Origin of the sequence: Clostridium algifaecis (assembly GCF_017874415.1) — a bacterium.
Taxonomy (GTDB): domain Bacteria; phylum Bacillota; class Clostridia; order Clostridiales; family Clostridiaceae; genus Clostridium_B; species Clostridium_B algifaecis.
In genome coordinates, this window is the sequence record NZ_JAGGLM010000005.1 from 55,555 (window position 1) to 75,902 (window position 20,348).

At 29.5% G+C, this 20,348-nt stretch carries 22 protein-coding genes and 1 riboswitch; of the genes, 20 read left to right on the forward strand and 2 right to left on the reverse strand.

What is annotated here, in order from left to right:
* The first annotated feature begins 22 nt into the window (after positions 1-22).
* From pdxR to J2Z42_RS05675, 4 genes are all read left to right on the forward strand, one after another.
* Positions 23-1,438 (forward strand): MocR-like pyridoxine biosynthesis transcription factor PdxR, encoded by a 1,416-nt coding sequence (pdxR, locus tag J2Z42_RS05660; protein WP_209701679.1) that lies wholly within the window; start codon positions 23-25, stop codon positions 1,436-1,438.
* A gap of 51 nt (positions 1,439-1,489) precedes the next feature.
* Positions 1,490-2,158 (forward strand): HEAT repeat domain-containing protein, encoded by a 669-nt coding sequence (locus J2Z42_RS05665; RefSeq protein ID WP_439897315.1) that lies wholly within the window; start codon positions 1,490-1,492, stop codon positions 2,156-2,158.
* Entirely contained in the window at positions 2,155-2,823 is a 669-nt protein-coding gene (locus J2Z42_RS05670; protein WP_209701680.1) for a YigZ family protein, read from the forward strand. Before J2Z42_RS05665 ends, J2Z42_RS05670 begins: the two co-directional genes overlap by 4 nt.
* A gap of 78 nt (positions 2,824-2,901) precedes the next feature.
* Positions 2,902-3,639 (forward strand): YebC/PmpR family DNA-binding transcriptional regulator, encoded by a 738-nt coding sequence (locus tag J2Z42_RS05675; RefSeq protein ID WP_209701681.1) that lies wholly within the window; start codon positions 2,902-2,904, stop codon positions 3,637-3,639.
* A gap of 205 nt (positions 3,640-3,844) precedes the next feature.
* Here the strand turns inward: J2Z42_RS05675 and J2Z42_RS05680 are convergent, their stop codons facing one another.
* On the reverse strand, positions 3,845-5,377 hold the full coding sequence (locus tag J2Z42_RS05680) for a methyl-accepting chemotaxis protein (RefSeq protein ID WP_209701682.1): 1,533 nt from the start codon (positions 5,375-5,377) through the stop codon (positions 3,845-3,847).
* Between the two features lie 46 nt (positions 5,378-5,423).
* Positions 5,424-6,410 carry a 3-oxoacyl-[acyl-carrier-protein] synthase III C-terminal domain-containing protein gene (locus J2Z42_RS05685; RefSeq protein WP_209701683.1) on the reverse strand — a complete coding sequence of 329 codons (987 nt, stop codon included), beginning with the start codon at positions 6,408-6,410 and terminating at the stop codon, positions 5,424-5,426.
* Between the two features lie 128 nt (positions 6,411-6,538).
* A riboswitch (cyclic di-GMP riboswitch) is annotated at positions 6,539-6,626 on the reverse strand.
* Between the two features lie 275 nt (positions 6,627-6,901).
* Between J2Z42_RS05685 and J2Z42_RS05690 the strand changes: the two genes are divergently transcribed.
* From J2Z42_RS05690 to J2Z42_RS05765, 16 genes are all read left to right on the forward strand, one after another.
* Complete coding sequence (locus J2Z42_RS05690; RefSeq protein WP_209701684.1) at positions 6,902-7,870, forward strand: GyrI-like domain-containing protein; 969 nt, start codon at positions 6,902-6,904, stop codon at positions 7,868-7,870.
* Between the two features lie 47 nt (positions 7,871-7,917).
* Positions 7,918-8,394, forward strand: a complete 477-nt coding sequence (locus J2Z42_RS05695; RefSeq protein WP_209701685.1) for a hypothetical protein — start codon at positions 7,918-7,920, stop codon at positions 8,392-8,394.
* A gap of 100 nt (positions 8,395-8,494) precedes the next feature.
* Positions 8,495-9,235 carry a cell wall-binding repeat-containing protein gene (locus J2Z42_RS05700; RefSeq protein WP_209701686.1) on the forward strand — a complete coding sequence of 247 codons (741 nt, stop codon included), beginning with the start codon at positions 8,495-8,497 and terminating at the stop codon, positions 9,233-9,235.
* 84 nt (positions 9,236-9,319) lie between these two features.
* Entirely contained in the window at positions 9,320-9,904 is a 585-nt protein-coding gene (locus J2Z42_RS05705) for a hypothetical protein (RefSeq protein ID WP_209701687.1), read from the forward strand.
* A 133-nt stretch (positions 9,905-10,037) separates the two neighbouring features.
* Positions 10,038-10,631, forward strand: coding sequence for a Holliday junction branch migration protein RuvA (gene ruvA / locus J2Z42_RS05710; RefSeq protein WP_209701688.1), 594 nt, complete (start codon positions 10,038-10,040; stop codon positions 10,629-10,631).
* 16 nt (positions 10,632-10,647) lie between these two features.
* Positions 10,648-11,679, forward strand: coding sequence for a Holliday junction branch migration DNA helicase RuvB (ruvB, locus tag J2Z42_RS05715; protein ID WP_209701689.1), 1,032 nt, complete (start codon positions 10,648-10,650; stop codon positions 11,677-11,679).
* A 43-nt stretch (positions 11,680-11,722) separates the two neighbouring features.
* Positions 11,723-12,748: a tRNA preQ1(34) S-adenosylmethionine ribosyltransferase-isomerase QueA gene (queA, locus tag J2Z42_RS05720; protein ID WP_209701690.1), complete on the forward strand. Its 1,026-nt coding sequence runs from the start codon at positions 11,723-11,725 to the stop codon at positions 12,746-12,748.
* A gap of 15 nt (positions 12,749-12,763) precedes the next feature.
* Positions 12,764-13,894, forward strand: coding sequence for a tRNA guanosine(34) transglycosylase Tgt (gene tgt, locus J2Z42_RS05725; protein ID WP_209701691.1), 1,131 nt, complete (start codon positions 12,764-12,766; stop codon positions 13,892-13,894).
* A gap of 16 nt (positions 13,895-13,910) precedes the next feature.
* Entirely contained in the window at positions 13,911-14,192 is a 282-nt protein-coding gene (gene yajC, locus J2Z42_RS05730) for a preprotein translocase subunit YajC (protein ID WP_209701692.1), read from the forward strand.
* A 57-nt stretch (positions 14,193-14,249) separates the two neighbouring features.
* The gene (locus J2Z42_RS05735; RefSeq protein WP_209701693.1) at positions 14,250-14,618 is read left to right on the forward strand and encodes a TIGR04086 family membrane protein; all 369 of its coding nucleotides are present in this window, start codon (positions 14,250-14,252) and stop codon (positions 14,616-14,618) included.
* Between the two features lie 102 nt (positions 14,619-14,720).
* Entirely contained in the window at positions 14,721-14,858 is a 138-nt protein-coding gene (gene scfA, locus J2Z42_RS05740) for a six-cysteine ranthipeptide SCIFF (RefSeq protein ID WP_209701694.1), read from the forward strand.
* A gap of 78 nt (positions 14,859-14,936) precedes the next feature.
* Positions 14,937-16,304 carry a thioether cross-link-forming SCIFF peptide maturase gene (gene scfB, locus J2Z42_RS05745; RefSeq protein WP_209701695.1) on the forward strand — a complete coding sequence of 456 codons (1,368 nt, stop codon included), beginning with the start codon at positions 14,937-14,939 and terminating at the stop codon, positions 16,302-16,304.
* A 91-nt stretch (positions 16,305-16,395) separates the two neighbouring features.
* Entirely contained in the window at positions 16,396-17,694 is a 1,299-nt protein-coding gene (secD, locus tag J2Z42_RS05750; protein WP_209701696.1) for a protein translocase subunit SecD, read from the forward strand.
* A 10-nt stretch (positions 17,695-17,704) separates the two neighbouring features.
* Positions 17,705-18,586, forward strand: a complete 882-nt coding sequence (secF, locus tag J2Z42_RS05755; protein WP_209701780.1) for a protein translocase subunit SecF — start codon at positions 17,705-17,707, stop codon at positions 18,584-18,586.
* 158 nt (positions 18,587-18,744) lie between these two features.
* Entirely contained in the window at positions 18,745-19,599 is an 855-nt protein-coding gene (locus J2Z42_RS05760; RefSeq protein ID WP_209701697.1) for a DHH family phosphoesterase, read from the forward strand.
* Between the two features lie 92 nt (positions 19,600-19,691).
* The gene (locus J2Z42_RS05765) at positions 19,692-20,210 is read left to right on the forward strand and encodes an adenine phosphoribosyltransferase (RefSeq protein ID WP_209701698.1); all 519 of its coding nucleotides are present in this window, start codon (positions 19,692-19,694) and stop codon (positions 20,208-20,210) included.
* The last annotated feature ends 138 nt before the right edge of the window (positions 20,211-20,348 follow it).

The window sequence follows — 20,348 nt, forward strand, 5'->3', positions numbered from 1 at the left end:
ATTAATAGGAAGTGCTGCTTGAATGGATAAGTATTTTTTAAAACTTGATGGAGAAGGAATAATTAAATATAAAGTTATAGAGAAGCACATAAAAAATTTAATTGATTGTAATAAAATAAAAGATGGTGAAAAATTGCCATCTATAAGAAATTTGGCTAGTTTTTTAAAAGTAAACAATGTAACTATAATTAATACCTATAAAAAGCTTGAAAGTGAAGGATATGCTTTTCAAAAAATAGGCAGTGGTACATATGCAAAGAGAAGGGACATAAATAAAAATTTTAGAAGAGAATATTCCAATGTTTTAAAAAAGATAGCAAATAGTGGTAATAATGATTATTTGGACTTTACAGATGAAAGTCCAAATGGAGATTTTTTCCCTATAAAATCTTTTAAAAATGTTATAGATGAAGTGCTTGACAGGGATGGAGCAGCAGCTCTTACTTATCAGGAAGCTTTAGGGTATGATGGACTTAGGGAGAGCATAAGTAGTGTGTTTTGGAATAATAAAATAAATAGTGAAGATATACTCATAGTATCTGGTGCACAACAAGGGATAGATGTAGTTTCAAAAGCTATTGTGAATACTAATGATGGTATAGTACTGGAAAAGCCAACTTATAGTGGAGCATTATCTGTATTCAAATGGAGACGTGCAGATATATTTGAGGTTCCCATGGACAAAGATGGAATAGATATAAATATATTTGAAAAAATATTAAAGAAAAATAATATTAAATGTTTTTATACCATGAGTTATTTTCAGAATCCAACAGGTGTAAGTTATAGCATTGAAAAAAAGAGACAGATACTTAATTTAGCACAAATATATGATTTCTATATAATTGAAGATGATTATCTTTCAGAACTTATTTATGACAAGCGTATAAAATACAATAGCTTTAAAAGTTTGGACTTAAATGACAGAGTTATATATATAAAAAGTTTTTCAAAAATATTTTTACCTGGTATAAGAATAGGGTATTTAGTTCCTCCTAAAAAATTTAAAGACAGTATACAAAATTCCAAAATAAATACCGATATATCTACGTCAAGCCTTATGCAAAGGGCATTGGACTTATACATTAGAAAGGGACTTTGGAGAAATTATATAAGTAAATTAAATTTAATTTATTCAAAAAGATATGAATATACAAAAAGTTGTCTTAAAAAATATTTCAAAAATAAAATAAAATTTAATGAGCCTGGAGGTGGTCTGCATTTTTATTTTAAGATTTCTGATTCTATAAATATAAATTGTTTAAGGCTTTTTAGAATTGCCAGGGAAAAAAATGTTTTGATAACTCCAGGTACATTATTTTATAAAAATCCTAAGGAAGGACAAAAATATTTTAGACTTGGGTTTTCTCAATTGGGAGATGAGGAGATAGAGGAAGGAATACGTATACTTTATGATATTGTAAGTGATACATATTAATATTGAAATTTTTTAAATGGTGTATGGGGTGATTTTTTGTCTTTGAATGGAATGCTAAATATAGATTGGAATAATATAGATATATATACTGATGAAGAAATAACTTATTTTCTGTATTTAGAAGGTAAAAATATTGATGCTATTTGTAAAATAAGAAATTTGAGTAGAGATATAGTTGAAAATGGTATAATAAATGGTAAGATAAAGTATGGCATTTTAGTTAAAAGTAATAATGAAAGGGAACTTTTTAATTCTATATCATCGTCTGGAAAATTTGACAAAATAGATATTCTAAAAAATTTAGATAATATTAACAAGCACAGACTTGTAGAGTTTATAAATCGTAATTATTCTGATATGAAAACTAAAGATAAAGAGAATGCTATATGGATATTGGGAGAACTGAAAAGCAAATTGGGATTTAATATACTTATCAAAGGTACAGTTCACAATCACGTGAATGTAAGGAGAATGGCAGTTTCTGCTCTTGGAAAACTTGGTGATAAATCTGGAGAAGTTGCACTAATTAGAGCTTTAGATGATATAAATCCTCAGGTAGTAATGTATGCTATAAAAGCTCTTGCGAAGATAAAGAGTCATAGGGCTTTAAAAAAAATAGAATATATAAAAGATTTGAAATGTAAGGAATATGTTAGAAAATCGGCAGAAGAATACATAAATGCTATTAATAATGAAATAAAAAGAGGTAATTTAACATGAGCTATTTTACAGTGAAGGATGAAGCTAAGGATAGTTTTGAAGAAAAAAAATCTATATTTATAGGTAGGACAAAGAGAGTTTATACAGAAAATGATGCTAAAAAATTTATAAGTGAAATAAAAAGCTTGGAAAAAGAAGCAAAGCATAATGTATTTGCTTATGCACTTGGAGAGAACATGAATATACAAAGGTATAGTGACGACGGAGAACCTCAGGGTTCTGCTGGAATACCAGTTCTTGAAGTTATAAAAAAAAATAAGATAACGGATGTAGTTATCGTAGTTACAAGATATTTTGGAGGAATCTTACTCGGGAAAAGTGGGCTATTTAGAGCTTATTCTAAAGCGGCTGCCAGGGCTGTAGATAAAGCTGGAATTATAGAAAAAATTAAAGGTGTAGAACTTAACATAGTAGTAGATTATGCTGATATAGAAAAAATCAAGTATGATTTTCAACAAAAATTCTGGCATATAGAAAATATAGAATATGAAGATAAAGTTAAAATATTAATATATTGTGGGCTTGAAGATAATGATAAAATAATAAATAGAGTTATAAATATAACAAGGGGAAAATGTGAAGTTATAGTTGGAGATGAACAATATTACTTTAAAATGGGCAATAGACTGTATAAAGATGAGACAAGCTTATCAGGTAATATCTAGCTAATTTGTATTTATAAATATTTATGTGATATAATATTTAAGGTTTTATATACAAATAGTACGTTGGGAGGAAATCATATGTCAGGACATTCAAAATGGCATAATATACAAGCGAAAAAGGGTAAAATAGATGCAAAAAGAGGTAAGATATTTACTAAAATAGGTAAACTTATTGCAATTGCAGCCAAGGATGGTTCAAATATTGAAACTAACTCAAAATTAAGAGAAGTAGTAGCAAAAGCAAAGGCAAACAATATGCCTCAGGATACTATAACTAGAGCAATTAAAAAAGGTGCAGGAGAGCTTGAAGGTGTAAACTACGAGGAAGTATCGTATGAAGGATACGGACCAAGCGGTGTAGCTGTAATAGTTAAAGCATTGACTGATAATAAGAACAGAACAGCAGGAAATGTTAGAACTGCTTTTACAAGAAGTGGTGGAAATCTAGGGGCTAATGGTTGTGTAGGTTGGATGTTCCAGACTAAAGGGCAGATAGTAATAGAAAGAACAGAAGACATGGATGAGGACGAAGTTATGATGCAGGTATTAGATGCAGGTGCTGAAGACTTTGATGCTCAGGATGAGGTATTTGAAATAACAACTACGGTAGAGGATTTTATATCTGTACGTGATGCACTTGAAAAAGATGGATTTAAGTTTGTTTCAGCTGATATCACTATGATACCGGATAATGTTACAGCTGTTGATATGGAAGCTGCTGAAAAGGTTCAAAGACTTATAGACAAACTTGAAGACGATGATGACGTTCAGGATGTCTACCACAATGCTGAATTCCCGGAAGAATTTGAAGGATAAGCTATATCAATGTTTTACATACTTAAGTAGTTGAAAAATGTGATGTTATACGTTTTTTTACTATTCCATGATGCAATATAATGCCTTTTGAATGTATGCATGAAATTACTTATATTCAAAAGGTGTCTTTAATGTTTATTATTACTAAAAAATGTACCTAGATTATTTACATAAATTTGGGTACATTTTTATATACAACCAAAATCTATTTAATAAGTTTATTCATATCTTCAGCAACATTTCTAAGTTCATTAATGTTAGCTTCTATTTCTTCACTGGTAGCGGCATTTTGAGATATCGTTTCTGTTATCATTTCATATTTTGATATTGTATCTTTTGTTATATTTGACACTTCTTCATTAAATTGAACTACATTTTTAGTTTTTGTAAATAATGTAGTAGAAGCATTATTTGTATCTAGAATATTATTACTAAATAATTTCAAATCGGAAGTCATAACATTTATTCCTCTGACTGTTTCATTAATAATACTATTACCGGTCTGAGACTTTTCGTTATTATGAGTCATTTGTTTTTGAACTACATCAATTTTATTTTTCAGCTCATCTACTATTGTACTTGCTTGATTAAGTGATTGTTTTGTTCCTTCAGCTAATTTTCTTATTTCATCTGCTACTACTGCAAATCCTTTACCATGTTCACCTGCTCTTGCTGCTTCAATTGATGCATTTAAAGCAAGAAGATTGGTTTGTTCTGATATATCTCCTATAAGATTTAATATCTCATCTACTTGTCTTGATTTTTGTTCCAAATCTTTTGTAGACTTAAATGTATCCTCTATACTATTTTTTATATCCATAATAATTGAAAGAGTATCATTTAAAGATTTCTGATTTTTATCTGTAACATTGATAAAGTAGTTTATTTTATCTTCACTATCCTTGGTTTTTTTAGCAACAACCTCATTAGCATTTAATAAAGTATTTAATATTTCTTTATTTTTATTTGATTTATCAAGCATTTCACCAGAACTTTTTGATACAGATTGGCTTGTTTCTGAAACTTCAAGAAGTGAACTTGTTTGTTCTTCAATAGCTGCACTTAAGTTTTCACTTGATGACAAAACAGTAGCAGAAATTTGAGCTATATTTCCAAATAAATCTAACAATTGTTGCTTTTCTTTTTTTAACTCAACTTCCTTATCACCAATTGACTTTAATAGATTAGATGCAAAGTATACAACTAGGAAAATTAATGCCAAAGTTATAAAGATAGTAATAATTTTCATAGCTGACTCTGCAATAATTAATTGTTTATCCTGAAAAATTGAAGGATTATTTACAAATACTATGATTTGACATAAAAGGCTTAAAGCTATTGACGCTATAATCATTTTTATATCAAAAAACAAGGCTCCAAGAATAACGAAAAAGAAGACTATAAGCCATATTGAATTTAAGTACATTGTAAGGTTCAAATATAAATACTGAAAATAAGTTATTATTAAAAGTACAATTTTTGTTATATTAAATGCTTTCATATTAAAACCATTTTGAGTAATGGTACATTTATAACATTTATAAAAGGCTATACCATAAATTAAAATAAGTATTCCAAGTATGATTAAAGAAATTACACTTATTTTGTCATTAAGCCCAAGTAATTTTATTGAAGAATAGAATAAGAATGATAGAACACAGCATACCATGTAAATTATTAGTACAACTTTAAGTGATTTTTTATTAAAAGTTATTTGAAAGCTCTCTTTAGTGTTCATTTTATGTCCCCCTAAATATATTGATTTTTTTATCTTCATCTTTGATTTAATATTTATAAAGCATTACTATACTTTGAGAACCTGCTCCAAATGTCCAAAATACTACATAATCTCCTCTTTTGATTTTACCTTGTTTTATAGATTCATATAATGCTATAAAAGGACTACTAGTACCGGTATATCCATACTTATCGCCTATATAGATACTCTTGCCTTCATCTATATTCATAAGTTCCCTTATTTTTTTTATATTTTTAAGTGCAAGCTGAGATAAACAAAACATACTAATATCATTTCTTGTTAGTCCATTATTTTTTAACAGTCTTTTTATAATTTCTGTTGCAGGATAAACAAAAAAACCGCTATTAAATGGTAACCATTTCAAACAAAGTTCATCTATATTTTTTGATTTAAAGAAATTGGAAAAACCGCGGCTTGGATACATAACCTTGTCACTTACTTTTGTATTTACATAATATTCAGTATCAATTACACCGCAATCATCATCTACCTTTTCTAAAATTATTGCACATGCTGCATGTCCATAATTACCATAACAAAGTTCATTATTAGAATCAATTAAAGAATTATCATCATCACACCCGACAATTAAAGCTCTTTTTGCACGTTTTGAAGATATCAAATAATTTGACATATGTTCTAAAGCAATAGCCATGCCAGCACAATTTGCATTCATATCAAAGCACATTGCATTTGTTCTCAGATTTAATTCTTTATGCAATAAAATTGATGTTGCTGGTGATATATATTCTGATAATATAGAAGAATAGACTAATACATCTATGTCACGCCCTTTCAAATTTGCTTTGTCTAATACGGATTTTGAAACTTTTACAGCTAAAGATAAGGTTGTTTCATCTTCATCAAACATAAATCTCTTATCTCTTCCCATTACATCTACTAATAAATGTTCGACATTCTTATTTTGTTGTTCAAAATGCTTTAAATAAAAGTCATTTGAAACAACTCTGGAAGCATGACAAACATCAATACAACTTAATTTTATGCCCATACTAATCTCCTTAAACAATATTATTTTTTATAATATACATTTTTAATTTTGATAAATTAAAAATGTACCTATTAATATATAAATAGGTACCAGAATATAAGTATAAATATTGATTATTAAAACTATAATTTGGTAACCTGGCAGTCATAGGAAATGAATCCCTTTAGACCCATAGTTTTGCGACTTTATCTTTCGATAAATGTGCTATTATCAATGTAGCAATATAAATTATATTACACTAAAATTTTACAAAATTCAATAGTAATTGCATATTATTGCAATTTATACATGAAATATTTGCATATTTTGTATAAACATTTAATCTTAAAATGTTTTAAATCTGTACTGATATATTAGAGTTTTTTTAAAATTAAATCAAGTTATAAACTAAAGATTATAGTGTTTCATTAAAAATTTTATTAAAATATATTGACTGCATAAATAAAAAATGTGTTACTCTTATTTTAGGATAATTTTATGGAGATGATTTTATGGAAGCTAAAAAAGATAACATGAAAAATGAATTAAAAAGAAACTTTTCTGGATTTTTTGGAGAGTATATTATTTTTATTATTTCAGATTATATAATAGATGAAACTCTAGATACTCAAGATAAGAAGGATGCCTGGCAGAGTATTATTAAAAAGTTAAGTAATGCTGATGGTTTAGAAATAAATGATGATATGAAAAAATATATAGAAGCTGATACTATAAACTGGGATTTAATTGAGAGGTTAGTTGAAAGTAGGAAGAAGCATAATCCAATGATGAATGAGGATAGTGTTTACAATTATACAGATGTACTTAATAATTTTCCAGCTACTGAAGAAGATATGAATTTTTGTGAAATTTTGTTTAAATACATGAGTACTAAGAAAAATATAAAATATAAAAATTACATATGTTCGCTTATAAGTGGCGATTTAAAAATAATCAGTGAAAAATATAGAAAAATTGAAGAAGAAAATACTAAATCTAAAAAGGGTATGGTTAGTTTGCCTGAAATGACTTTTGTTGCTTGTGAATATAGAAGGATAATACCATTTGGAAGTGTTAATTATCTTATTGATGATTTTAAATCTAAAATTAATAAGATAAAAAATACTATAAATGCAGATAATATATATGTCATTAAAGGAATTAATGCCCTGCCTGAATATAAAGAGCCTAGATTTTCTATAAAAAATTTAGGGTTTTCATTTGTTGTAGGTGTGCAGGTTTCAAATGCCGAGAGTATACCACAAGATATGAAGGTGTTTAAAGTTCCTCAGCATAGATACATATGTTATTCTTCAAAAGAAAGCGAAAATATACAAAAGTTGATTATGGATGATTTATCCGAAATAAATTCTTTAAATGAAAAGTATAGATTATCAAATTTTCCTCTTTTAGAATTGTATGATAAGGATTATAAAGGTGAAGAAAACTCAAAATTTTATACTTATATGCCGATAGAATAGATAATAATATTGATGTATAAATTCAAATTATAAGGAGGCAAGTGTTAATGGGATTTTTAGGCGGTGCAATTAAGATTACAGGGAAGGTTGTAGGGAAAACTGCAGAATTTAGTATAAGGACTGTAGGAAAAACTATATCGATTGGAGTGAAGTGTGCACATAAACCAAAAATAGCTGAAAAATCAGATAAAGTTTCAAAAGGTTTGGGAAAAGTCATGTGCAAAACTGCTGAATTATCAGGAAATGAACTTGGAATTGCTATGGACAAAGTTGTTGAATATGGATCTAAAGCTGGAGGTAGTATAGGTAAATATATTGCGGAAACTAAAGGTGCAGATGAAGATCAAATAAAGAGAGCAAAGATTATAGGAAATATTATAGGTGGCGGTGCAGTTGGACTATGCTTAGGAGATTTGGTAGGAACTGCACTTACCGGGATCTCAGCATCATCGGCTCTACATGGATTGGTGGCTGCAAAAATAGCTGTTGCAGGTGGGATAGATGGAGCTAAGAATAAAAAGTAAATTTCAAATAGACATAATCTAAGAAAGTGTAACTTTTAAAAGAGTTGACAATATAGTATGAGATTTATAGAGTTTTTTACTATTTATGGGAGGACTGTTAATGAAAAAAGTTATAGCTTTAGTTATGGGAGTTTCTATAATGCTAGGAACAGGAGGCTCAGCACAGGCTAAATCAAGATATTCAGTAAATAGAATATCGGAATTAAGCAGATATGAAACTTCAATTAATATAGCAAATAATTTTACTAGTGATAAACTCAAAAGTGTGATTATTGCAAATGAAAAAAATTTTCCTGATGCTTTATCGGGAAGTGCTTTAGCTGCAAAGGAAAACTGTCCTGTAATACTTACAGACGGAGATAGTATATCAGAACAAAATAAACCAGTAATATCTAATGCTGATATTAAAAAGTTAATGATTAGTGGAGATGAATCTTTTCAGAAAATGCTTAAAACTAATGTGGATGGAGATTCTTATATTGATTTATCAGGTATAAGTTATGCTAAAGTAAAAGATTATACTGGTTTTTATAAGTCTGTTCAGGAATATTTAAATAAAAAGTATGGGTTCAGTAATTATTATACTGATAGATTTATAAATAGTACTGTTGATTTTGCATTTACTTATGTAAATGGTGAACTTTATATGAGATATGGAAATCCCGAACCGGCAATTATTGTGAAAAATGCTCAGATAGTATCCAAGAAATATGATGGAAATAAAGTATGTGTTAAAATAAAAGGATACTATGGTGGTGATGAGTCTACTATTGATGCTGCATTAATTTATAATGGAAATAGATGGCTTGTAGATGAGTTTAATAACTGGGGAGTAGAATAAATACTAAAAAATTTCCACAAAAATAGATATATGTGTATAATAGTATAAAATAGTGTCCATAATATTCAAATAAGGAGGGATATTATGGATATAATAAAATTACGTAAAGCTTTATTAGCAATTTTAACTATTTTAGTTTTTACGGTAAGTTGCTATATATGTATAACTAAACTTAAGAATTATAATACAAAAAAAAGTACTTATCAAGTTAGTAATGCAATAAATACAAATTCAAATTTAAATAAGACTGTTTCTGCAAAAGGAAATTTGGTATTTAAAGTTAAATACAGCAAAAGTGGAGATATTCAAACGGAAAATGAAGAATCTGCATCAAAATTGGCTGGAAAAACTAAAAGTGAAATTGAAAGCATATACGAAAAATCAGGGTATAATGTAGATAGTTTCAACTCACTTCAGGTAGTACTCATAAGGAATGTAGATAAATATGCTCCAAATAAATATGTAGTTGGGATAAAGGATGGTTTCATAGCCATATATAAAACAGATAAAAATGGAAATATGTTTATAGAAGATTCTACAAGAGATGTAACTGACATAAAGACAAGCAGATTGAAACAAAAAGATATAGAACTTTTGACAAATGGAGATAAATATTTTGAGTGTGATACACTAGAAGATGCAAAAGCACGCCTTGAAGACTATGAATAATAGCCTTTAAGGTTTTTTTACAGTTCTATTAAATATTGCTTACTTGAATAAAGATTTTTAAAATGATAAAGTATATTATGTTATAATATGATTATTGTGTAAAATATCATTACAATTATGGAGGAAATCTTTAGTGTATGAGTATATAAAGGGAACTTATGAAGGAATGAATAAAGATTATATAGTAATTGAAAACAATGGCATTGGATATAAGATAAATACATCAGGAAGTACTCTTGCTCATATTCCTAAAGTTGGTGATGCTGTAAAGATATATATAATTCAAATAGTTAGAGAAGACTTTATTGGTTTATATGGATTTTTGACTAAGGAAGAGCTTAATATGTTTAATTTGCTGCTTGGAGTAAATGGTATAGGAGCAAAAGCTGCACTGTCTTTATTGTCAATAACTAATGTAAATAATCTAAAGTATTCCATAATAACTGAAGATGAAAAAACTATAATTAAAGCTCCAGGAATAGGTAAAAAAACTGCACAGAGAATTATACTTGAACTTAAGGATAAGATAGATTCAACGGAAATAGCTGGATTTGATAAAGAATTAAATGCAGAAGAAAATAATTCTGATAATATTTCAGAAGCACTTGAGGCACTTGAGGCGCTCGGGTATTCTGAAAAAGAGGCATCTAAAGCTTTAGCTTCAATAAAAATAGGAGATTCTATTGAAGCTATAATCAAAGATGCACTTAAATTTTTAATGGGTTAGGTTAGGTGATTAATATATGGAAGATAGAATTGTAACCCCAACTATACTAGATGGTGAAGGGCAGGGCGAGTATAGTTTAAGACCTAAAAAACTCAATGAATATATAGGACAGGAAAATGTAAAGAATAAGCTTAAAATATTTATAGAAGCTGCAAAGAATAGAAAAGAAGCCCTTGACCATGTATTACTTTATGGACCTCCGGGACTCGGCAAGACTACACTTGCAAATATAATTGCAAATGAAATGGGTGGAAATTTAAAAGTTACATCAGGTCCTGCTATAGAAAAAGCAGGTGATTTGGCTGCAATACTTACAAATTTAAATGATATGGATGTACTTTTTATAGATGAAATTCACAGATTAAATAGAAGTGTTGAGGAAATATTATATCCTGCTATGGAGGATTATGCTCTGGATATAGTAATAGGAAAGGGTGCTTCAGCAAAATCTATACGTCTGGATTTGCCTAAATTTACTTTAATAGGGGCAACTACTAGAGTAGGACTTTTAACATCACCTCTAAGAGATAGATTTGGAATGCTGTGTCCTATGGAATTCTATAGTGAAAATGAATTGAGTGAAATCATAGTTAGATCAGCGGATATACTTAATGTTAAAATAGAGAAAGAGGCATCAAAGGAAATAGGGAGAAGATCTAGGGGGACACCTAGAATCGCAAATAGACTTTTAAAGAGAGTACGTGATTACTCAGAAGTTAAAGGAAATGGAACTATAGATATAGAAACCAGTAAGGCTGCATTAAAATTACTTGAAGTTGATAATGAAGGTTTTGACAGTATAGATAATAAGATACTTAAAGCTATAATTGACAATTTTAAAGGAGGGCCTGTTGGACTTGAAACTCTTGCTTATTTTATAGGTGAAGAATTAGATACTATACAGGATGTATATGAGCCATATCTTCTTCAAAAAGGTTTCATAATAAGAACTCCAAGGGGAAGGATAGCATCAGATAGTGCATACAGGCATTTAAACAGAACTAAATCAGGTAAAAATTTAAAGCAGTCATCATTGTTTTACAAATAAGAGTTAAAAGACATCATGAATCAAACGAAATGGAGTGAACAATTTGAAAATTACAGAATTTGATTATTACCTACCAAAAGAATTAATTGCTCAATACCCTCTCCAAAAGAGAGATGAAGCGAGACTTATGGTACTTGATAAGAAAACAGGAAATATAGAACATAAGGTATTTAAGGATGTAATAGATTATATTGAGCCTGGAGATTGTCTTGTGTTAAATGATACCAGGGTTTTACCGGCAAGGCTTATAGGATCTAAAGAGGGCAGTGGCGGTAAAATGGAAATATTACTTCTTAAAAGGCTGCCAGACGGTACATGGGAAACTTTAGTTAAACCCGGAAAAAGAGCAAAAGTTGGAAGTAGGTTTGATTTTGGAGACGGAGAGTTAAAGGCAGAAATAGTTGAAGTTAAAGAGGATGGAAATAGGATAGTTAAATTTGAATATGAAGGAATATTTGAGGAAGTTCTTGACAGGCTTGGACAAATGCCGCTTCCACCTTATATAAAGGAAAAACTAGAAGATAAGGAAATGTATCAGACAGTATATTCAAAAGAAGAGGGATCGGCAGCAGCACCTACAGCAGGTCTACATTTTACAAAAGAACTGCTAAAAAAAATAGAAGATAAAGGAGTTATAATAGCATTTTTGACTCTACATGTTGGACTTGGAACTTTCAGACCAGTTAAGGTTGAAAATATAGAAGATCACGATATGCATTCAGAGTATTATTCCATGACAAAAGAAACGGCAGACAAGATAAATAAGGCTAAAGAAAGCGGCCACAGGATAATTTCAGTAGGCACTACATCATGCAGGACACTTGAGACTATTGGATATGAAAATGGAAGAGTAAAGGAGCAATCGGGTTGGACGGATATATTCATATATCCTGGATATAAATACAAAGTTGTAGATAATCTTATAACAAATTTTCATTTACCTGAATCTACACTAATAATGCTGGTAAGTGCACTTTGTGGAAGAGATAAAATAATGAATGCTTATAAAATTGCAGTCGATGAAAAATATAGATTTTTTAGCTTTGGAGATGCTATGTTCATAAAGTAAAAGGAGTGTATTTTGATGTATAAATTGCTTAAAAAGCAGGGATGCGTAAGGCGCGGCGAATTTACTACAGTACATGGTGTAGTTCAAACTCCAGTTTTTATGAATGTAGGAACTTTAGCTGCTATAAAGGGTGCTGTTTCTAGTGTTGATTTAAAGAATATTGGATGTCAGGTGGAACTTTCGAATACATATCATTTGAGTTTAAGACCCGGAGATGATGTAATTAGAAAGCTTGGAGGACTTCATAAATTTATGAACTGGGATAGACCTATTTTAACTGATTCAGGTGGATTTCAGGTATTTTCTTTGGCTCAGATAAGAAAAATAAAAGAAGAGGGAGTATATTTTTCTTCACATATAGATGGAAGAAAAATATTTATGGGACCTGAGGAAAGCATGAGAATTCAAAGCAATTTAGCATCTACCATAGCTATGGCCTTTGATGAATGTGTAAAGAACCCAGCTCCAAGAGATTATGTGCAAAAATCAGTAGAGAGAACCACAAGGTGGCTTAAAAGATGTAAAGTGGAAATGAATAGATTGAATTCACTTCCTGATACCATAAATAAAAATCAGATGTTATTTGGAATAAATCAGGGAGGTACTTATGACGATATAAGGATAGAACATGCAAAAATAATAAGTGATATGAATTTGGATGGGTATGCTATCGGAGGTTTGGCTGTAGGTGAGAGCAGTGAAGAAATGTATAGAATAATAGAAAAAGTTGTACCATATCTTCCTCAAGACAAACCGATATATTTGATGGGGGTTGGTACTCCAACAAACATACTTGAAGCTGTAGACAGAGGTGTGGATTTTTTTGACTGTGTACTTCCTGCTAGAAATGGAAGACATTCTCATGTGTTTACAGAGCATGGGCAAATAAATCTTTTAAATGAAAAGTATAAGTTGGATGACAGTCCAATTGATAGCAAGTGTAATTGCCCTACCTGCAGAAATTATACTAAAGCATATATAAGACACTTATTCAAAGCAAAAGAAATGCTTGCAATGAGGCTTTGTGTAATTCACAATTTATATTTTTATAATAATTTAATGAAAGAAATAAGAGATGCCATTGATGGGAATTATTTCCCAATGTATAAAAAAGAAAAAATTGAACAGTGGAATGCAAAAGAATAATGAGGAGGTATAATTAATGAAAAATTTAGGATCGTTTTTACCACTTTTAGTTGTGATTGTAGTTTGCTATCTTTTTATGTTTTTGCCTGAAAGTAAGAGAAGAAAGAAATATAATAAGATGATTAGCGAGCTTAAAGTTAATGATCAAATTGTAACAAAGGGTGGCATGATTGGAAAAATAATAAACATACAGGAAAAGGAAATTACAGTTCAGACTGGTCCTGACAGAGTTAAAATAAAGCTTACTAAAAATAGTATATTCAACGTGTTATCTGATAAAACAAAAGAAGATAAATAATAAGTAATAAAGCACCTTTTATCTACATAGATACTATTAGATGGGAGGTGTTTTATTATGGAAAAGTACAATAATTATATTCCTACTGCAGAAGGGGTACTTAGGAGTTTCATAGTTACCGTACTTATGCTTTTAATATTTGCTGTAGTTATGACATTTATTGAAGTAAATGAATATATAAGTTCTATCTTTTATATCGTTACAACTATTTTAAGTATAATGTATGGAGCCATATATGCAGCGGAAAAAATAAAAAGAAAAGGGTGGCTTGTGGGGATTATAGTTGCAATTATGTATATAACTATACTTTATATGGTTTCTATTATTTCTGGAAATTCATTTGTTATAGGGGCAGATGGTATTAAAAGGTTTGCACTTGCAATTGTAGTAGGCAGTATATCCGGTATGATTGGTGTGAACTTATAGTTAAAAGTATGTGAACACACAGTATATCTTGCTTTATAAACTTTATTTTACATGCAATTTATGTTATAATCAAACAGAAATCTTATGAATGGGGGAAATTAAATGAAACATATAAGAACTATAAATGATTCTAATATAAAAGATAGTTTAAAAAAACCAGGCTGCAAAGAATGTGCTAATTCTTGCCAATCAGCATGTAAGACTTCTTGCACAGTTGCTAATTTAGCATGTGAAAACTAGCATAAACTTAAGGCAGTAACTTATGTTACTGCCTTAAGTTTATGTTTTAAACAAATATTATTCTAGGAGGAAAAAATTTTGGCTAACATTCACAAATTTATTCAGGGTGGAGAATACTATGTAATAGATGTTAACTCTGGAACTGTACATTTAATAGATGAATTAGTATATGATATTTTGGAAGATGATAAATTAAGAAGTTTAGAGGATACAATAGAATTACTTAAAGCTAAATATAAAGAAGAAGATATAAAAGAAGCTTATTCTGAAATTGAGCAGCTTGTAGGAAAAGATATTTTATATTCTAAAGATTTATATAAAGAAGCAGCTGCTAAAAATGACAAAACGCCATCTTTTATAAAGGCACTTTGCTTAAATATAGCTCATGACTGTAATTTAAGATGTAAATATTGTTTTGCAGATGAAGGCGAATATAAGGGAGAAAGAAAACTTATGTCACCTGAAGTAGGCAAAAAAGCTATAGATTTTGTCATAGAAAAATCAGGACCAAGAAAAAATATAGAAGTAGATTTATTTGGTGGAGAGCCACTTATGGCTTTTGATAGTGTAAAAGAGATAGTAGAATACGCAAAAAAACAGGAAAAAATACATAATAAGAACATAAGATTTACAATGACTACTAATGCTACTTTATTAAATGATGATATAATGAAGTACTTAGATGAGAATATGGGAAATATAGTTTTAAGCATTGATGGAAGAAAAGAAGTAAATGACAAAGTCAGGGTACGAGTAGATGGAAGTGGTTCATTTGATTCAATACTTCCAAAGATAAAGAAAATGGTTGAAATGAGAGATAAATCAAAACAATATTATGCAAGAGGAACTTTTACAAGAGAAAATACAGATTTTTTTGAAGATATAAAATTTATGGCGGATGAGGGATTTGATGAAATATCTGTAGAGCCTGTAGTGCTTCCAAAAGAAAATCCACTTTCATTAAGGGAAGAGGATCTTCCTACTATTTTTGAACAATATGATAAGCTTTATGATGAAATGATAAAGAGAAATAAAGAAGGAAATTCATTTAAATTCTATCATTTTAATATAGACTTAAATGGTGGACCATGTGTATATAAAAGAATATCTGGGTGCGGTGCAGGACATGAATATGTAGCTATAACACCTGATGGGGATATATATCCATGCCATCAGTTTGTAGGTAATGAAGCTTTTAAGATGGGAAATCTAAGCAATTCTAATGACATAAAAGAAAATATAGGAAATGAATTTAAAGCTGCACATATATATAATAAGCCTGAGTGTATGAAGTGCTGGGCAAGATTTTATTGCAGCGGAGGATGTCAGGCAAATAATTACAACTTTAATGGCGATATGAAAATACCATATTCACTAGGCTGTAAAATGCAGAAAAAGAGAATAGAATGTGCTATTGCACTTAAAGCTAAAATTATGCAGAACTAAAATGTATTGACTGAAAAATTTTTAAGTAATATAATTCTAATGTATATATTTGAGAGAAAAAGTAGTTATGTACATATGAAGGAGGATAAAAATGAGATCTAAGGCAAAAAGTGGCACTAGGGTAAAAAGTACTATAATTCTAGTATTATGTCTTTTTTTAATAGGATTTTTAGCATATTCTGGTGCATATGGAGTTAAACTTGGTGACTATAAACTAAAGCCTTTTACTGAAGTGATAAATAGAGGACTTGATCTTCAGGGAGGAGTTTCAATATTAGAAGAAATTCAATCAAAAAATGTAGATCAGAAAACAGTAGATAGAACAGTAGACCTCCTATCCATGAGAGTTAATAAATTAGGAGTAAGTGAAACAGTAGTAAATAAAGAGGGAAAAAATAGAATAAGAATTGAAATACCAGGAAAGTTTGATGCCAAAGAAGTAGTAGATGGTGTAGCAAAGACAGGACAGCTTAAATTTGTAGGTCCTGATAATAAGACAATATTAACTGGTAAAGATGTAAAAGATGCATCTGCTTATTTGGATTCACAAAATAATCAACCTATGATAGGACTTGAATTAAATGATAGTGGTGCTAAAAAGTTTTCAGATGCCACCCAAAAATTTTTAGGGCAGAAGATTGCCATATATTTGGACGATCAGATGCTTACAAATCCTCAAGTTGATGCACATATAACTAATGGAAAAGCTGAAATAAACGGAAGTAAAACTCTTCAAGAGGCACAAAGACAGGCTAATCTTATAAAATCTGGTGCTTTACCTGTAGAAGTAAAACCTGTACAAGTAACAACTATAGGTGCATCTCTTGGTGCTAATGCATTGCCACTTAGTATACTTGCAGGTAAGATTGGTATAGGACTTGTAATGATATTCATGATTTTATATTATAGATTGCCTGGATTAATTGCAGATGTTGCTTTGACACTATACATATATATAGTATTGGCTGCATTTGTAAATGTAAATGTAACTTTAACCTTATCTGGTATAGCAGCATTCCTTTTAACTGTAGGTATGGCAGTAGATGCTAATATACTTATATTTGAGAGAACTAAGGAAGAACTTAAAAGCGGCAGATCTATAAAAGCATCTATAGATGCTGGATTTAAAAGGGCAATGAGTTCAATACTTGATTCAAATATAACATCAATTATTTCAGGAATTGTACTATATAGTATAGGTACTGGGTCTGTTAAAGGTTTTGCACTTACACTTATAATAGGTGTAGTATTGAGTATGTTTACAGCTATAACTGTTACAAGAACACTAATGAAGTTAGTTGCAAACATAGGTCTTTTCAGTCATAAGGGAACAATTGGGACATTTGGTGTTCATGACTTTAGAAAAGGTGTAAGGGGGATAGCAAAATAATATGAATGGAATATATAAAATTATAGAAAAAAGAAAAATATGGTTTACAATATCCCTCATAATAATTGCAGTAGGTATTTTTACTATGGCTACTAAAGGACTTGAGTATGGACTTGACTTTAAAGGTGGAACTGTAGTGGAAATAAATATTGGTGGAACCTTTAACAAAAATGATGTGGATAGTATAATAAAAAAATATTCAGATAACTTTCAATCAACTAAAACAAATGAACACTCTGTAACTATAAAAAGTACTAACTTAAGTAATAATAATGTAAGCAGTATTGTTAAAGCTATAAAATCAAAATATAAAAAGAGCAGTCTTACAAGTCAAAATAATATAGGTGCTTCCATAGGAAAAGAAGCAAGGGTTAATGCCATTGAGGCTATAATTGTTGCCATATGTGCTATGTTTATATACATAGGTATAAGATTTGAACTGAGTTTTGGTATAGCAGCTATTATAGGACTTATTCACAATGTACTTGTAATGCTTTCTGTATATGCAGTGCTTAGGGTATCTATAGATTCGAGTTTTATAGCAGCGGCACTTACAGTTATAGGTTATTCTGTTCATGATACTATAGTTGTTTTTGATAGAATAAGAGAAAATCAAAAATATATGAGAAGAGAAGATCCTGAACTTATAGCAGATGCGAGTGTAACTCAGACACTTGCCAGATCAATAAATACAGTGCTTACCGTTGTAATAACGCTAACCTCCGTATATATACTTGTTCCATCTGTTAGAAACTTCTCAGAACCTATTCTAGTGGGAATTATTTCAGGATGTTATTCGTCTATATGTATAGCTAGTCCATCGTGGGTCTTAATAAAAAAACATTTAGCTAAATCTAAAAAATTAAAAGCTGTAGAAGATAAAACAAATTAGATATTTAAATTATTATTTAAATATGATACAATAAAAAATCCAGAGTATATTGAAACTCTGGATTTTTTATTGTATGAAATCTGCTTATATTATGTTTGTAAAAAATGATAATATAATTTATAATATAAGTGCTTTCGATAAATTTGGAGGATTTTATTATGGAGATAAGACAGGACAATGCTAATAATTTGAATTTTTTGGGTATCCATGATCCATTTCGTTTGAAAAATATGGGACATGCTTTAAAAAGAATAATTAAGGCAGTAAATGAAAGAGAAAAAATTGTATTATACGGTAATTGCGATTTGGATGGAGTAACTGCAGTTTCTTTATTATTTCTAGTTTTGAAATATTTAAATGCAGATGTAGAATATCTTATTTCTGATGATATAAATGACAAACTTAATATAAATTCCGGGCTGATAAAGAATCATATAAAATTTTTGGGCGCTAAACTTATTATAACTACAGGATGTGGAAGTCAATCAGTATCTCAGGTAGAACTATGTAAAAAACTTGGAATGGATATCATAGTAACAGATTATCATAAATGTAACAATGTCATTTCTGAAGCAGTTGTTATAAATCCTAATCAAAAAGGATGTAATTATGCATTTAAAGAGTTAACTGCTGTTGGAGTTGCATTTAAGCTTTCTCAAGCTATATCCATGTATTATGAGATGAAATCCATAAGTAAATATTTGGACTTGGTTGTACTTGGTACATTATCGAAGGAAATTAAGATAACTGGAGAAAACAAAGAAATGGTGGATCAGGGGATATATCATCTAACCTACACAAATAATTATGGATTTAAGGCATTATTAAAGGTTTATGGCATAAAAACAATAAACAGGGAAAGTATATTTAAACTTTCAATGAATATGACACCTTCAAGTGTAAGTAACAGATACATAGATAATTCAAGAATAGCTGTAGAACTTTTTACTACTGAAAATATGGATAGAGCAGTGCAGATAGCAAAATATTTAAAGAATGAGATTGTGGAATAGAAGAATGTGTATTAATGGTAATTTTAATACATTTATGATAATATATTAAGTTGTAATAGATTTTGTAGTTTTAAGTTTAAGGGGGTATATTAGTGGATTTAAAAGATAAGATAAGGGTTATAGAAGGATTTCCAAAAGAAGGTATAAGCTTTAAAGATGTAACTACAATTCTTGAAGATAAGAGAGTTTTTAAATATACAGTAGATAAAATGGCTGAATATCTAAAAAATAAAGATATTGACGTAGTTGTAGGTCCAGAGGCGAGGGGATTTTTATTTGGAGCACCAGTAGCATATGCTATAGGAGCTGGGTTTGTTCCCGTAAGAAAACCAGGAAAATTACCATGTGAAACAGTAAAGATAACCTATGATCTTGAATATGGAAATGATGCACTTGAAATTCATAAGGATGCTATAAAACAAGGACAGAGAGTTGCCTTGATAGATGATCTTTTAGCAACAGGAGGTACTATGTCATCAGTTGCTAAACTTGTAGAAAAATTGGGAGGAAAAGTTGTAACGGTTGATTTTGTTATAGAGTTGACTGATTTGAAAGGAAGAGAAAAACTAGAGGATTATGATGTAATTTCTCTAGTCAAATATAATGTTTGATTTGTAATCTTTTATCCTCAACTTATATGAGCTTATGTGGTATAACTTGATATTGTATGATTTTAGTGAAATTTTAAATTGAAAGTTTATACGGTATATAATATAATGGTAATAAAAAATAATGGCTGGTTTGTGAAA